The 14429-nt window shown below is 66.6% G+C and carries 12 protein-coding genes and 2 pseudogenes; 4 read left to right on the top strand and 10 right to left on the bottom strand.

The features are described from left to right. The first annotated feature begins 96 nt into the window (after nucleotides 1–96). Entirely contained in the window at nucleotides 97–858 is a 762-nt protein-coding gene (locus IG02_RS0131050) for a phosphoglyceromutase (protein WP_030755392.1), read from the top strand. A gap of 717 nt (nucleotides 859–1575) precedes the next feature. Here IG02_RS0131050 and IG02_RS42320 read toward each other — a convergent pair. The 7 genes and pseudogenes from IG02_RS42320 to IG02_RS0131025 form a co-directional block, all read right to left on the bottom strand. Then, nucleotides 1576–2031, bottom strand: a pseudogene (locus IG02_RS42320) (tyrosine-type recombinase/integrase); the annotation flags it as partial. Continuing rightward, nucleotides 2017–2424 (bottom strand): annotated as a pseudogene (locus IG02_RS42315) (helix-turn-helix domain-containing protein); the annotation flags it as partial. The pseudogenes IG02_RS42320 and IG02_RS42315, both read right to left, overlap by 15 nt. A 466-nt stretch (nucleotides 2425–2890) precedes the next feature. Next, the gene (locus IG02_RS41815; protein WP_158712401.1) at nucleotides 2891–3964 is read right to left on the bottom strand and encodes a hypothetical protein; all 1074 of its coding nucleotides are present in this window, start codon (nucleotides 3962–3964) and stop codon (nucleotides 2891–2893) included. Between the two features lie 34 nt (nucleotides 3965–3998). Beyond that, nucleotides 3999–6563, bottom strand: a complete 2565-nt coding sequence (locus tag IG02_RS41110; RefSeq protein WP_158712400.1) for an AAA family ATPase — start codon at nucleotides 6561–6563, stop codon at nucleotides 3999–4001. A 747-nt stretch (nucleotides 6564–7310) separates the two neighbouring features. Further along, nucleotides 7311–7649, bottom strand: a complete 339-nt coding sequence (locus IG02_RS0131035) for an XRE family transcriptional regulator (RefSeq protein ID WP_030755384.1) — start codon at nucleotides 7647–7649, stop codon at nucleotides 7311–7313. Continuing rightward, nucleotides 7646–8008: a type II toxin-antitoxin system RelE/ParE family toxin gene (locus tag IG02_RS0131030; RefSeq protein ID WP_030755381.1), complete on the bottom strand. Its 363-nt coding sequence runs from the start codon at nucleotides 8006–8008 to the stop codon at nucleotides 7646–7648. Before IG02_RS0131030 ends, IG02_RS0131035 begins: the two co-directional genes overlap by 4 nt. Before the next feature lie 164 nt (nucleotides 8009–8172). Beyond that, nucleotides 8173–8826: a response regulator transcription factor gene (locus IG02_RS0131025; RefSeq protein ID WP_030755377.1), complete on the bottom strand. Its 654-nt coding sequence runs from the start codon at nucleotides 8824–8826 to the stop codon at nucleotides 8173–8175. Nucleotides 8827–8900: 74 nt separating this feature from the next. Here IG02_RS0131025 and IG02_RS0131020 point away from each other — a divergent pair, with 74 nt between their 5' ends. Further along, complete coding sequence (locus IG02_RS0131020; RefSeq protein WP_030755374.1) at nucleotides 8901–9767, top strand: oxidoreductase; 867 nt, start codon at nucleotides 8901–8903, stop codon at nucleotides 9765–9767. Nucleotides 9768–9872: 105 nt separating this feature from the next. On the opposite strand, the gene IG02_RS42310 is transcribed toward IG02_RS0131020, so the two are convergent. The 3 genes from IG02_RS42310 to phoU all read right to left on the bottom strand — a co-directional run bounded on the left by IG02_RS42310 (nucleotide 9873) and on the right by phoU (nucleotide 11995). Beyond that, nucleotides 9873–10022 (bottom strand): hypothetical protein, encoded by a 150-nt coding sequence (locus IG02_RS42310; protein ID WP_199814120.1) that lies wholly within the window; start codon nucleotides 10020–10022, stop codon nucleotides 9873–9875. Nucleotides 10023–10248: 226 nt separating this feature from the next. After that, nucleotides 10249–10938: a DUF4232 domain-containing protein gene (locus IG02_RS0131010; protein WP_030755370.1), complete on the bottom strand. Its 690-nt coding sequence runs from the start codon at nucleotides 10936–10938 to the stop codon at nucleotides 10249–10251. Nucleotides 10939–11314: 376 nt separating this feature from the next. Next, on the bottom strand, nucleotides 11315–11995 hold the full coding sequence (gene phoU / locus IG02_RS0131005) for a phosphate signaling complex protein PhoU (protein ID WP_030755367.1): 681 nt from the start codon (nucleotides 11993–11995) through the stop codon (nucleotides 11315–11317). A 316-nt stretch (nucleotides 11996–12311) separates the two neighbouring features. Here phoU and IG02_RS0131000 point away from each other — a divergent pair, with 316 nt between their 5' ends. Both IG02_RS0131000 and IG02_RS0130995 read left to right on the top strand, forming a co-directional pair. Further along, nucleotides 12312–13661 (top strand): sensor histidine kinase, encoded by a 1350-nt coding sequence (locus IG02_RS0131000; protein WP_030755364.1) that lies wholly within the window; start codon nucleotides 12312–12314, stop codon nucleotides 13659–13661. Further along, the gene (locus IG02_RS0130995) at nucleotides 13658–14338 is read left to right on the top strand and encodes a response regulator transcription factor (RefSeq protein ID WP_030755361.1); all 681 of its coding nucleotides are present in this window, start codon (nucleotides 13658–13660) and stop codon (nucleotides 14336–14338) included. Before IG02_RS0131000 ends, IG02_RS0130995 begins: the two co-directional genes overlap by 4 nt. Nucleotides 14339–14429 lie beyond the last annotated feature (91 nt).

Raw genomic sequence — 14429 nt, 5'->3', positions numbered from 1 at the left:
TCAAACGTCGGCGGCCGACGCCCTCCCGGACCCACCGGAACGGCCACCGCCCCCGGCCAGGACCGGGCCAGGTGCGGGTCGATTAGGCTCGGGCCCATGGCCGACGCACCGTACAAGCTGATCCTCCTCCGCCACGGCGAGAGCGAGTGGAACGCGAAGAACCTGTTCACCGGCTGGGTGGACGTGAACCTCACGGACAAGGGCGAGAAGGAGGCGATCCGCGGCGGTGAGCTGCTCAAGGACGCCGGCCTGCTGCCCGACGTGCTGCACACCTCCGTACAGAAGCGCGCGATCCGCACCGCGCAGCTCGCCCTGGAGTCCGCCGACCGCCACTGGATCCCGGTCCACCGCTCCTGGCGCCTGAACGAGCGCCACTACGGCGCCCTCCAGGGCAAGGACAAGGCCCAGACGCTCGCCGAGTTCGGCGAGGAGCAGTTCATGCTGTGGCGCCGCTCGTACGACACCCCGCCGCCCGAGCTGGCCGACGGCACGGAGTTCTCGCAGAGCGACGACCCGCGCTACGCCACGATCCCGAGCGAGCTCCGCCCGCGCACCGAGTGCCTCAAGGACGTCGTCGAGCGGATGCTCCCGTACTGGTACGACGCCGTCGTACCGGACCTGCTCACCGGCCGCACGGTCCTGATCGCCGCCCACGGCAACAGCCTGCGCGCCCTGGTCAAGCACCTCGACGGCATCTCCGACGCCGACATCGCGGGCCTGAACATCCCCACCGGCATCCCGCTCCTGTACGAACTGGACGCGGACTTCCGCCCCACCAACCCGGGCGGCACCTACCTGGACCCGGACGCGGCGGCGGCCGCGATCGAGGCGGTCAAGAACCAGGGCAAGAAGAAGTAAGCGCCCACGAGTAAGCCCCCTGCCTGCGGTTTCTCCGCTGGAAGGGGGCTTTTCAGTGCACCTGGGCCGTCGTGGGGCCGTCGATGGTGCATCCGCTCGTTAGACAGCAGGCTGGCGCCTCGGCACCCTCCTATGTCACCTCCTTGATTGATAACTGACGGAAACCTGATCTGGACCGCTGGTGTGGTCGACTTTGGCTACCTGCTTTGCCCGGATCGGCCGCATGATCCAGGCGGCTATGACAGCTCCGGCTGCGCCGATCACAGCCGCGACTACCTCGGACATGGAACCCCCCTGTGGAGTGGTACGCGGTGTTGCGCCCGGAAGGCAGCGTCCCTCCTCCGCCATACAGTCCGCAACTAGGTCAAATCTTGCGTTTCCGCAGCTCAGGGCCACTTTATTCGAGTCGCCGCGGAAGGATGCTTCCGTGCGGGCTCAACCAGACTTTCCGCTTAGGATTCGCGGGATCTCAGCGAACGGGCCTCAGATGCCAGCGCCGCGACCGGCGCTCTTCGGTGCCACCCCGGGAGCGTCTACCGAGTTCCGCTACGCGATTTTCGCCGCAGTATCTACCACGTTTGGGAGCCTGGCTTGACGCGGTTCCAGCGAGGCAATGTGCGCAATTCAATCGGCTAAGTGTGATGGACGTCACGGCTTGGTGATCGCTCGCCTCTATCGTCAGACTGACTAAACATCAGCGGTCAACGGCCTTGACCGTCAGACTTCCGGCGGGACCGTTTCGAAGATTGCAGCCACGGCCTTGCGAGTCCGCTCCTGGCTGGACGGCATCAGGTGCGCGTAGACGCGGAGCGTTAGGCCCGGATCGGAGTGGCCGAGGTACTCGGCCAAGGCCTTGATGTTCTCCCCCGCGTCCAGAAGCACCGAGGCGTAGAAGTGGCGGAGGGCGTGCATGCCGTTCTCGCGGGACTCGGCGTACTGCCGGCCCCGCTCGGGCACGGGGATGACGCCCGCCGCAGCCAGCGCAGGCTTCCACGCCTCCTCGTTGAGAGACGTCCGCCAGACGTGTCCGCCGCGCGGCCCGGTGAAGATGAGCCGCTTGGTCACCGGAGGACCGTCGGCGACCTTCCACGGCAAGGTGATCTCGACCGGCGGGAACCGCTTCATGTGCACCCGGAGCGCATCGGCGACAGGGCCGGGAAGCGGCACGTCGCGTTGCCAGCGCTTGTAATCCCACCGCTTCCGGCGCCGGACCCCCGGCTCGACCAGCCCATGGCGGACCAGGATCCGATACACGGTCATCCGCGACGGCACCGGCGCCACCGTCCCGGACCGCTCCAGCACATGAGCGATCCGCCGCGGACCCCACCGAGGATGCTTGCGCCGCAGCTCACACACGGTCGCTTCCACCTCGGCGGACACCTGATGCGGACACGAGGCTGGCCTGCGAGAACGGTCCGCCAGACCTGCCAGGCCCGCGGCCGCATACCGCGACTTCCACCCGCTCACCGTCTGCCGCGAGACCCCCAACTGAGCGGCGACCTCGGTCACGGTCGCACCCGCCAGCACGGCCAGGACCGCCCGGTATCTCTGCTCGACAACCGACAACTCCACCAGCGCCAATCCCGGCCTCCTGCCACACGCCGCAACGACGTGCACAGAAAAGCCGATCACGGCCACTGTCAACCATCAGCTGGGACCGGAGTGTCAAGCATCTCCCGGGACCGGACAAGCCTCACGCGACAGACTGAGTTACAACTTTCTCTACTGGTTCAAGGCGGCTCGCTCCGCTCACCGCGCGCGGCCCGGCTCCCGGCCGGGCCTGCGCTCCTGTCTCCGCCCCGCTCCAGCCCGGCCGGCGCCCGTGCCGCGCTCATGACGATCAGCCGCCTGATGCCAGAGAAGGGGTACGTCGTGGCTAGGGCGGTCGGCTCCACGGCTTTACGGAGCCACTTCGGCGCGAGCCTCGAAGATCATGACTCCAACGAGACCATGATCACTCGCGCCAAAGCGGCGCCACCCCAAATCCGCTTCGCCGACATACATGTACGTTGACGCGCTATGACGGGTGGGCCTACCAGACAGAGGAAGTACCGGGCAGCACGCGCGCCCGAATGCGAGTCCTAGACGTGCTTCCGAAGCTGAAGGATCCACCGACCATAAGCATGGTGTCGGCGATGAGCGAATCGTCGATCCGGATCAGACATCCGGGTTCAAGCCATGTGTCACCGGGAAGGGTGAACGAAGCATACTGGATGGCTCCGGGTTCCAGGTCAATTTCTGCAACTCTCCCGAGATTTACCGGGAATCCATAAACGGCGAGTTGGCCAAACACATCGCTAGCCGCGAGTTCGACTAGCTCGTCTGCGGCATCGAAGGCGTCTGCGAATTCTCGAGCCTGGCCAGTTAGAGTGTCCAGCTCTTCTTTCAAGACAGCACATCGATAGTCGTGCCGCGGCAAAGCGCGATGAGGCTCGTGCGCATCAATCATGCTGGGACTAAGCCGTTGTCTCACCCGAGCGCGCGTGTCCCGGAGAGCCTCCCGATCAGCAGCACCTAGAGCGCTGCGGGCCACACCGAGACGCGACCATTCCTCACTTGACCGCAACGTTGAGGCAAGCGCACGAGCGGCCTCGCCGAGACCATGAGCCTGACTTGCATTGGCTCCCAAGCGACGAGCAACGCCTGACGGAACGTCTTGCAGTTGCAGGCCTTGTGCTCGTTCTTGGGCTCCCCACGAGAGTCGATAGGTGAACTCGACGGTCGTAAGAGGAGTTCCGGGCGCAAGCTGAGGCGCGGGGAGTTGCGGGTAACCAGGCATGCGTGATCGCAACCAAGCGACAGTTTCCCGATGAGCAATTTCTACTTGACCAGCCATCTGCAACCAACGCTGCAAATCACTCTCGTCGTATGAGACATCAAATGATTTGACAAGCTCGCTGAATCCGCTCACGAGCCCGGTAAGTCGCAGGGGAGTGGCCGCAATCTGGGCACCACTGGCCTGCAGCGCCTGTAGATATTCTGGCACTCCAGCAGTGCGAGTGGAGGCATTGCGCGGCAATTGCTTCGCGAACTCTTGAACAAGCGGAAGCGCTGCCCAGAATGCAGCTTGCCGAGTTACCGCCCGCCAGATATGCGAGTTGGTCATTCGATACACTCTCTTCTTTGCTCTGGGTTTCCGATCACATGCCAAGCCATCCCTGGATTGTCAAACTTTCGATAGCCTTTTGGATGCGTTCAGCCGCTGTAGATGCAGGAGATTTATCCAGCAAGTACTCAAGCGTCGTGGAACTTTCACCCTCTGACGCGATACCGCTCCCTGACTCGGAGTCAACTCGCACAAGGATGTCACTCGCCCGCCGATACTTTACGGGTAGGAATCTCCCGAAGGGGCCATTCTCCTCTTGGCTAATAACCGCGTGCAACCCTAGAGGGCCCACTTGTGCAGCTAGCATCTCAACATGGCCAGGGGGTGTGACTCTTTCGATCAAGTCACGAGAAATGTCGGCGGTTTTCTTGGCATGCGCCGTTAGCGCCTCACAGGCAGTTTCTCCAGAGGCTAGACGCCGGATTTTTGGCGCAGAATGAGCATGGAGTAGTGCTTGCATTTCCTTTCGCCATAACCTAATTGCCACAGTAGCGGGACCGGCCGTCGCATCAACCACAATTGCACCGAACCTCTGCGCCAGCTCTCGCGCTTGTGCTTGCCCAATCCAGCTAGGCCTATGACCTGGATGACGGACGGCCATCACTCTGTCGTCGCTTAGTAGACAAAGGGCGACAGTTTGTCCCTGCGCCTGGGAAACCATACTCAAAAGGGAAGCCACCAATTCGGGAGCATCTTCCTCTAGCCGCCTAGAGTCGAAGGAGGATAGCGAGACAGAGGTAAACGGGATATTCCTGGCGACTAGCTCCGCTAGCTTCTGATCGACACCGTTTAGTTCTGCGTAAAAGAGAATTCGTTGATCATCCCCCGCAGTAAGCCTGCTAGGCAGAGGAGCAGCGCCGCTAGCATGTGCCGCTCCTGCAAGATAGTCGGCGAACGAATCATGCATTGCCACAACGGTCTGATCCCAGCCGAGCGTTGTGATCAGGCCACAGCGGCGGGCGGCACTTTCGATGTCTGCGATATCAACAACCAACCCGCTTTCGCGCAAGGTCGCAACGGCATCCATCAGTAGCTTGTGCCATTCGTACAGGTCTGCGTAGCGACGTCCCTCATTCAATAGGCGAACGAACACAATTCCAAGGACTGTTCGCACCAAAGAGATTCCCGTGGCACCACTGCGGGCAGCGAGCTTCTCAATGAACGCTTTATAGAGTCCGGCCCTACCCCTATTTGCTTGTGAGGTGTGGATGGTTACAGCCATGGAGAACAATAGCGGATTGCGTGCCGCATCACCGAGTGATGCACAAACCGTACGAACTGCGGCGTAGGCAGTTTCGGGTTCCGCTGGTATGGCGCCTTGGGTGAGTTTTTCCCTCGCCAGGTCAACCTGCCGTTCGTGATCGAGAGGCTCTATTCGATAAACTGCCGGAAGCGCGCTGCTCGGTAGTAGGGCTCGCAGAGCCGCAACGTCCCTCCCCACCACCACGACCCGTGCCCCATGCCCTGAGGCCACAGATGTAAGCAGATCCGTATGGAGAGCCTGGCGCGTAGACTCTGCCACTTCCGAAGCTCCGTCGATGACGAAGGTGACCTGAGTATCCGACAGAGCTTGTTCGCCCGTTGCCGTTGGGTAGTGCTCCCCAAGGACGGAAGCGATACCGTCCGCTGCGAGAGCAGCCATTCGTCCTGGTAGGTAGCTCTCGGCATGGACCACGATGACTGCCTTGCCCTCAGCGGCTGATTTCTGACGCAACAGCCGAACTGCGGTGGACTTTCCAGTACCCGTACTGCCAGCCAGTACTGCTGGTCCCATTCCTCTCAGGAGCTGGTTAATATCCCGAGTATCTCCATCGCCGGATTGCCGAGAATTCCCTCCGGGGGATCCCTCAAGGCTCGTGACTATTGGGGTAACTGCGCACTGGTCGCCGAGAGATGCAGCGACTTCGAGGTATCGCGCTTTGATGATTGGCCATCTCTGAGCGGGTGTTTGATTGGCTGGTACCCCGAGGAGAGCGGCAACGATTTGTCGGTCAATTATACGTAGTCGAGCCTCTGAGTTGCTTGCGTAGTCGAACAGGGCACGGAAAAGGCGGTCGACGGCTCCAGTGGCTTGCTGTCGAAGATCTTCCTCTGTCCGGGCAGAGGGGAGCATCTCGGCAACCTGACTCTCGGCGCGCACCAGCAGCGCACCAGTGTTGTACGGGTCTTGGCGGATGCTCGCTCTTCCAAGCGCGACGCACACGGCATCGCTGATGCCCGTTCCCAGGAGTTGGGCAAGAGGAGCAGTACGCCCCTCCGCAGCCTCTTCAAGTGCTTGCTGTACGCGTTGGCCACTGGGACCGAGCCGGCCGTCGGTGAGGAACTCGAAAGACGCGTGCTCGGCGTCGGGGAGCACTGCCCAACGTTTCAAGACAGCAAGCAGTGCCGTTTCACCCCACGTGTAGTCAGGGGCACGCACCTTGACCTGCATGGCGTGTCGCACGGTCCCATCGCGGTTGAACAGCTCAATGTCGACGGCGTCATCAGAGCCTTCCACTCGGATGCTCCCGAGGGCTGGGTCCTCAAGCAGTCCTACTGCCGCCAAGACAGCCTGTGCCTGCTGGTAGGCAATACCTCTGACTGTGTCTACACCGCTCACGACTCCATGTTTCCATGTTCCTCTGACACTTACGGGAGCTCCGGGTGACTTGACCGCACGTCACGGCCCTCGGTCCTACCAGCTCACGAACAAGTGGCGGCGGTGGTGAAGCGGCTCAGGAACGCGATCCGCTAAGCGACACACGACTCCGCACGGGGGCAGCGGGGAGCACGGTAGAGGCAAGCGACACCGACAGTGCGGTGACTGAGGCGTCTCGCCAGGCAGCGCTTTATCTAGCCGGATGCGCACAGCTTCCCCCGCTGAGGGTTCAGGCGTCGCAGCCACGGACCGGGCGTCGCGGCTTCCTCTGATCGACGACAGGGCAGCGTGGCTGAGGCCGGTGGGGGTGCAGCGAGGCATACGCGTGCATGGTCGGTCGGCGTCCTCAACGTCGTGGCTGACTGTCGCCGGCTGAGGTTCAGACGGGTCGCATCGAAGGTGCCGGCCGCCAGCCGAGCGCGCCAAGGCTGGGCCGTCTCTGGGCCGTCCGAGGCCGCTCGACAGTGGCCAATGACGACAAACGACGACCACCAAGTGCACGAGCCCACCGCCCCTGACCAGCAAAAACCCAGGTCGCCAAGATCCCCGGAAAGAACCAGGGCAAGAAGAAGTAGGCAGCGTGACCACGCTCCCGACCAGCGCTTATGGCGCGGATCGGGGGCGATTTCATGGCGTGGGCCCGCTGCCGGCCGTCAGGCCCGGGGCGATGCGGCCCGGGCCGTAGCAGGGCACTGAGAGGGGCCCGTCTCAGGCGACGGTGTATTCCGCATCCCCGAAATCGGCGACCACACGCAGCCGACCGCCGAGCGCTTCCACGTATGCCCGGAGCGTCGCGACCTCCGCACGGTCCAGTGCACCGTGCTCGATCGCGGAGACACGGGGCGCCGAGACTCCCATCGACGCAGCGACCTGGCGCTGGGTCAGCGCCTGCTCGCGCCGGACCTCTGCGAGCTTGTGCGCGCGCACCTCCGCGGTCAGCCTGTCCATGGCTGCTCGCTTCTCCTCCGCCGATCGCACCGGCAGGCCGGCGGCCTCACGCCGCTCACGAGCCTTACGCCTGGTCTCCTCCCAGCTGACCGTGCTCATTCGTACTCCCTGGTTTCAAGATCGGACAGGTGCGCTTGATAGCGCTCCTCGGCAATCGGGATGTTCACGTCGTACCACTGCCGCCAGTTGCCTGCCTTGTCGCCGGCCACCAGCAAGACCGCCCGGCGCACCGGATCGAAAGCGAAGAGGATCCGGATCTCGCTGCCCCCGGACGACCCTGGTCTCAACTCTTTCAAGTGGTGATTGTCAGCGCCCTTGATCCGGTCGACCAGAGGGCGGCCGAGCGTCGAACCTGTGGTCGCCAGCATGTCGATGGCGTCTTCCACCTGTTCGGCGCTGTCCCAGTCATCCTCAGCCAGCGCTTCGAACCATGCCGCGACCTCTTCGACGAGGACCACTTTCCATTGAGCCGCGACGTTGAGGTTAACGCAAGCGTTAACCTCAACGTCGCGGCTCTCCGCGTCTCACCCACCTGGTCCGTGCGTAGGCTCAGCCGCGTGCTCTTGTCGTGCGGCTTCTGCCGACCGGGCAGCCCGGCCTGCCCCCCTCGGCTGTGCGGGCCTCAGCCGTGCAGGCCCAGCTCACCCGCGCGTACGCCGGCCTGGAACCGGGAGTCCGCGCCGAGCGTGTGGAGCAGTTCCGCCACCCGGCGACGGTAGGTCCGCAGGGACATGCCGAGTTCCCGGGCGGCCGTCTCATCGGTGGCACCGGATCCCAGCGCGCGCAGAACCGTCCGGCTCTCGGTGTCGAGCAGGGGTGGCTCGTCGCTCAGGAAGACGCCGAGGTCGGTGGCGTGCTCCCAGACGGCTTCGAACAGCGCGTAGACCCCGCCCACCACGGCGGGTGCCGTGGTCACGGTGTACTCGCGTCCGCCGGGCGCGTCCACGCCGGCGAGGATGGCGAACCTGCGGTCGATGACGATCGTTTCGTGCGGGAGAGCGGTGGCGGCGATCCGTACCCGTGCGCCCCTGCCTGCGAGCTCGTACATGTGCTCGCGGGTGCGCTGGTCGGCCGGCGCGGCCGGACCGTACAGCTTGCGGACCCGCCGTGCGCCGCTGTTCCGCATCCGTTCCTGGGCGGCGTGCCGGGCGCCGAGGTGGTTCCAGGTGTGGAGATCGCGGGCGGCACAGACGAACTCCTCGCGGACCGAGGAGAAGAGATGCTCGGTACGGGCGACGAGTTCCAGGTCGCCGCGGATGGTCACGCTCTCTGTCATGCGTTCATTGTGTCCGCTGGCAGCAAGCTGCCACGGGCTCGCGGCCGGACGGCCCGCCGTCGAAGCTCAAGTCCATGAGCGATGACTTCCGCGACTTCCCCCTCGGCGGCGACCTCCCGATCAACCGAGTCGGCTTCGGGGCCATGCGTCTGCCCACCCGCGAATTCCATGGCGCGGCCCGTGATCCGGAGACCGGTCGTGCCGTCCTGCGCCGCGCCGTCGAACTCGGCGTCGACCACATCGACACCGCCGCCTTCTACACCAGCGGCGACGGAACCGTCCGGGCCAACGCCCTGATCCGCGAGGCCCTCCACCCCTACCCGGCCGATCTGGTCATCGCCACCAAGGTCGGCCCGGCCCGCACCCCTGACGGCGGTCTGGCCGCGACCACCGATCCGGCGGACCTGCGGCCCATGGTCGAGGAGAACCTCGAAACCCTCGGCGTGGACCGCCTCGATCTCGTCTACCTGCGCATCGGTGGCGCGGGGGACCCGCCGCGCGGCGAATCCGTGGCCGCGCGCTTCGAGGTGCTCGCCGCCCTTCGGGAGGAGGGCCTGATCCGTCACCTCGGGCTGAGCAACGTCGACGCCGACCACCTAGCCGAGGCCCGTACGATCGCGCCCGTCGCGGCCGTCCAGAACCACTACCACGCAGCCAAGCGCGACGACCCCCGGCTCCTGGCCGTCTGCGCGGAGGCGGGCATCGCCTACGTGCCGTTCTTCCCTCTGGGTGGCGGTTTGAGTGACCTCACCGGTGAGCGTATGGCCGAGGTCGCGAACCGGCACGGAGCCACGGTCCCGCAGATCGCCTTGGCCTGGCTGCTCGCCTCATCCCCCAACATCCTGGCCATCCCCGGCACCGGATCCCTCGCCCACCTGGAGGAGAACATCGCCGCCGGGTCGATCGCCCTGACGTCCGAGGATCTGTCCGTACTCGCCTGACACGACGATCGGTCCGGAAACCCGGCGTGCCCCGCCCAGGACAAGGACGTTCCTGGGCGGGGCACGGTGCGTGACGGCGCGGCGCGCGGCACCGGTACGAGCGGGTCAGCCGCAGCTGCCGCCGCACTGGCAGGAGCCGCCGGACTGGCAGCCGCAGCCGCAGCCCGAGCCGCAGCCGCAGGCGGCGAGGACGGTCTGGTGAGGTACTCCGGCGGGCGCTTGCCGGACCGGGGCGGTCAGGGGGGAATCGGCCATGGGATCCTCCTCGAAGGCGGGCATCTGTGTCGCCTCGGCCCATTGCATGCCTCAAGGGGCGGTTCCGGCAACGGCGCATCCACGGCGCAAGCGCGCAAGCCGCGCCGTACGCCCGCGTACGCCCTGCCTTTCGGCTTTCCCCGCTCGCCGCACTGCCCTCCGGGGCAGTGCCCCCGGGGTGCAGTGCCCCGGGGCGCCGAACGCGGACTGCGCGCCGCGGGTCGGTTCAGTTGAAGGGGACGGCGTCCGCCGGGGCGGTGTGCCAGTTGGTGACGACCGGCTCGTCGACGGTGATGGTGCCGACCGGCAGGGAAACCGGGTCGGGGTCTTCGTTGCCGACGGCGACGATGATGCTGTCCAGCTCCTTGCCACCGTCTTCGTTGGTGGTCTTCGGGTTCACCCCGGCGTAGGCGGTGGTGCTCCCGCTCAGTTTGACCTGCGCGCCGACGGACTGCTCCGCGGGGCCCGCCTCGGTGCCGTCGGACCCGAACGCGACGGTCGGAAGCTCGGCGGGCAGGTAACAGGTGATCCCCGACTTCGCCTTCGCCATGATCAGGATGTATCCGCCGGCCTGGGACTCTGACCTGGTGCTCCAGGAGATGTCGTTGGCGCCGCAGATCTGCTCCACCTGCTCCCGCTTGCCGTCGCCGGTGTCGACGCCGGAGCCGGCCCCGGCATCGGCATCGGCCTCGGTGCCCTTGCCCGTCGCGTCGGTGCCCTTGTCCGTGCCCTGACCGCTGTCCGAGGCCGACGAGCCGGACGAGGCGGCGGCACCGCCGGCCTGCGCGGCGGACGGAGAACTCTGCGAGGCGCCGGTGTCCGTGGCCGCGTCCGAGTCCTGGCACGCCGTCATCAGCATGGCGCCACCGACGAGGGCTGCGGAGACGAGGAAGGCCTTACGACGGTTGCCGGACATGAGATCCCCTTGATGATCAGTGGTTGAGGCCGAAACGGTTCGGCTTCTCGGTGCTCGCTTGATAACTATGGGGCTGGTGTGACCCCTGTGGGCCCGGAGTCTTCGTTCCAGGACAGCGCTGTCGCAGACCGGTGACATGATCACGAAGTGGAGAACCCGGGCCTGCCGCTGACCACGGCGGTCAGCGGCAGGCCCGGGTTCTCGGCGTTTCATTTCATTGTCTTGTGTGCCCACGGGCCACGTCTTGTGCGCCCACGGGCCACGGACCGGCTCGGACCGGCTCGTCCCGTCCGGCCCCGCCGGTCGCGCTGTCCGGCAGCCCTGTCAGGTTGGTCAGGCCGCCACGCCCGTTGGTCAGGCCGCCCCGGCCGGTTGGTCAGGCGCCCTCGACCGGGGTCTCCGCCGGCTGGATCTCGTCCGCGTGCTCGCCCGTCACCAGGTACACGACCCGCTTGGCCACCGACACCGCGTGGTCCGCGAAGCGCTCGTAGTAGCGGCCCAGCAGCGTCACGTCCACCGCCGTCTCGATGCCGTGCTTCCAGCGGTCGTCCATCAGGTGCTGGAACAGCGTGCGGTGCAGCAGGTCCATCTCGTCGTCGTCCTGCTCCAGCTGGAGCGCCAGCTCGACGTCCTTGGTGATGATCACCTCGGCGGACTTCGCCATCAGGCGCTGCGCGAGCTGCCCCATCTCCAGCAGTGTCGCGTGCAGGTCGTGCGGTACGGGCGACTCCGGGAAGCGCAGCCGGGCCAGCTTGGCGACGTGCTGCGCCAGGTCGCCGGAACGCTCCAGGTCCGCGCTCATCCGCAGCGAGGTGACCACGATCCGCAGGTCCGTCGCGACCGGCTGCTGCCGGGCCAGCAGGGCGATGGCCCTGGCCTCCAGATCGTGCTGGAGGTCGTCGACCTTCTGGTCGCCGGCGATCACGCTCTCGGCCAGGTTCAGGTCGGCGTCGAGCATGGCGGTGGTCGCCCGCCCGATGGCGGAACCGACCAGCCGGGCCATCTCGACCAGGTCCTCGCCTATCGAGTCCAGTTCCTCGTGGTACGCGTCCCGCATGGGGTGTCCCTCTCTTGTACGTCGTGTACGTCGTGCTGCCTGCTGCTCGGTACGGTCCCGCTCGCGACGGGCGGGGCGGGCCGTCCGGGCCGTCCGGGCCGCGCGGTCTGCCCGGTCCGCCCGGTCCGCGCGGGCCGTGGCCGCCCGGGATCCGGCCCCTACGCTGCCATGTTCGCCACGTTCGGGCGGCTACGAGTCCGTCTCCTCCCTCCCAAGTGAACCGTCACTTTCCCCTCGGTGAACTCTGGGCGACGAGTGTCGGAGGAGACACCCGAGCGTCTGGGAGAGTGTCGGTGGGCGCGCATAACCTGGCTGTATGGACGTGAACGCGGCTGTCGCCGCATTGGCAGCGATCGCCGGGGTGTGTACCGGCGTGATCGCCATGCTGGCGTTCCGCTGGAGCGAGCGCGACCAGGCGAGACCGACCCGTACGTCCCTGCACACGGATGCCGCACTGCCCCCGGGCGTCGACACCGTCCTCTCCGTGCTGCGCTCCTCCGCGGTCGTGCTCGACGAGAGCGACTCCGTGGTCAAGGCCAGCTCGGCGGCGTACGCGCTCGGGCTGGTCAGGGGCGGCAAGCTCGCCGTCGAGCCGATGCTGCTCATGGCCCGCGACACCCGGCGGGACGGGGAGATACGGCAGGTGGAGCTGGACCTCCCCCGGCGGGGCACGGGCCGGGGCGAGGCCCTCGCGGTCTCCGCGCGGGTCGCTCCCCTCGGCTCCCGGCTGGTCCTGCTGCTGGTCGAGGACCTCACCGAGGCCCGGCGGATCGAAGCGGTACGGCGCGACTTTGTGGCGAACGTCAGCCATGAGCTCAAGACCCCCACCGGTGCGCTCTCCCTGCTCTCCGAGGCAGTCATGGACGCCTCCGATGACCCCGAGGCGGTCACCCGCTTCGCGGGCCGGATGCAGATCGAGGCGACCCGGCTGACCAATCTGGTCCAGGAGCTGATCGACCTCTCCCGGGTGCAGAACGACGACCCGCTGGAGGACGCCGAGCCGGTGCGGGTGGACGAGCTGGTCGACGAGGCCATCGACCGGTCCCGGCACGCCGCGTCCACGAAACAGATCACCATGGCCGCGGGAGGCACCGTCGACCTGCGCGTCTGGGGCAACCGCGGCCAGCTGGCCGCCGCCCTCGGCAATCTCGTGGAGAACGCCGTCAACTACTCCCCGGCCCGTACGCGCGTCGGGATCGCCGCGCGGCGCGTCCCCGCCACCGGCGGGGACCTGATCGAGATAGCCGTCACCGACCAGGGCATCGGCATCTCGGAGAAGGACCGGGAGCGGATCTTCGAGCGGTTCTACCGCGTCGACCCGGCCCGCTCCCGGGCGACCGGCGGTACGGGGCTCGGCCTCGCCATCGTCAAACACGTGGCCGCCTCGCACGGCGGGGAAGTCACGGTATGGAGCTCCGAGGGCCAGGGCTCCACCTTCACGCTGCGGCTGCCCGAGGCGGCTGCCGAGCGGAACCGCCGCCGTGCGGCTACGGCCACGGCCACGGCCACGGCTACGGCCACAGCCGCGGCAGCCACGGCAGTCACCGTCACAGACACCCCCGGCCCGGACGACGACGACCGGCCCTCCCACACCGACACCGACACCCAGACCAGCGATGAGCTGGATCCCCCGACCGTGCTTCCAGCCCCGGAGGTCCTTCCGTGACCCGAGTGCTCGTCGTCGAGGATGAGGAATCCTTCAGCGACGTCCTGTCCTACATGCTCCGCAAGGAGGGCTTCGAGGTCGCGATCGCGACCACCGGGCCCGAGGGGCTCGACGAGTTCGAACGCAACGGCGCCGACCTCGTCCTGCTCGACCTGATGCTGCCCGGCCTGCCGGGCACCGAGGTCTGCCGCCAGCTGCGCGGCAGATCCAATGTCCCGGTGATCATGGTCACCGCCAAGGACAGCGAGATCGACAAGGTCGTCGGCCTGGAAATAGGAGCCGACGACTACGTGACCAAGCCGTTCTCCTCGCGGGAGCTGGTCGCCCGGATCCGCGCGGTCCTGCGCCGCCGCGGTGAGCCCGAGGAGGTCACCCCGGCGGCCCTGGAGGCCGGCCCGGTCCGGATGGACGTGGACCGCCATGTCGTCACGGTCTCCGGCGGCAAGGTCGACCTGCCGCTCAAGGAGTTCGACCTGCTGGAGATGTTGCTGCGCAACGCGGGCCGGGTGCTGACCCGGATGCAGCTGATCGACCGGGTCTGGGGCGCGGACTACGTGGGCGACACGAAGACCCTCGACGTCCACGTCAAGCGGTTGCGGGCCAAGATCGAACCGGACCCGGGGGCGCCGCGCTATCTGGTGACGGTGCGGGGCCTGGGCTACAAGTTCGAGCCGTAGGCCGACCGAGACCGGGGCCAAGGCCGCGACCAAGGCCGCGACCAAGGCCAGGACCGGGGCCGGGGACACGGGATCTCCCGGGCCGCCTGCC

The organism is Streptomyces sp. NRRL F-5135, from assembly GCF_000719775.1.
GTDB lineage: Bacteria > Actinomycetota > Actinomycetes > Streptomycetales > Streptomycetaceae > Streptomyces > Streptomyces hebeiensis.
The sequence above is the reverse complement of the archived record's forward strand: the minus strand, read 5'-3'. Positions and strand labels throughout refer to the sequence as shown.

What these genes read in the sequence shown, in the direction of transcription:
- IG02_RS0131010 (WP_030755370.1), bottom strand. Translation starts at nt 10,938, where the DNA reads ATGTCCGGCAACCGTCGTAAGGCCTTCCTCGTCTCCGCAGCCCTCGTC.
- phoU (WP_030755367.1), bottom strand. Translation starts at nt 11,995, where the DNA reads ATGCGGGACGCGTACCACGAGGAACTGGACTCGATAGGCGAGGACCTG.
- IG02_RS0131000 (WP_030755364.1), top strand. Translation starts at nt 12,312, where the DNA reads ATGGACGTGAACGCGGCTGTCGCCGCATTGGCAGCGATCGCCGGGGTG.
- IG02_RS42310 (WP_199814120.1), bottom strand. Translation starts at nt 10,022, where the DNA reads ATGGCCGATTCCCCCCTGACCGCCCCGGTCCGGCAAGCGCCCGCCGGA.
- IG02_RS0131035 (WP_030755384.1), bottom strand. Translation starts at nt 7,649, where the DNA reads ATGAGCACGGTCAGCTGGGAGGAGACCAGGCGTAAGGCTCGTGAGCGG.
- IG02_RS0131025 (WP_030755377.1), bottom strand. Translation starts at nt 8,826, where the DNA reads ATGACAGAGAGCGTGACCATCCGCGGCGACCTGGAACTCGTCGCCCGT.
- IG02_RS0131050 (WP_030755392.1), top strand. Translation starts at nt 97, where the DNA reads ATGGCCGACGCACCGTACAAGCTGATCCTCCTCCGCCACGGCGAGAGC.
- IG02_RS0131020 (WP_030755374.1), top strand. Translation starts at nt 8,901, where the DNA reads ATGAGCGATGACTTCCGCGACTTCCCCCTCGGCGGCGACCTCCCGATC.
- IG02_RS41815 (WP_158712401.1), bottom strand. Translation starts at nt 3,964, where the DNA reads ATGACCAACTCGCATATCTGGCGGGCGGTAACTCGGCAAGCTGCATTC.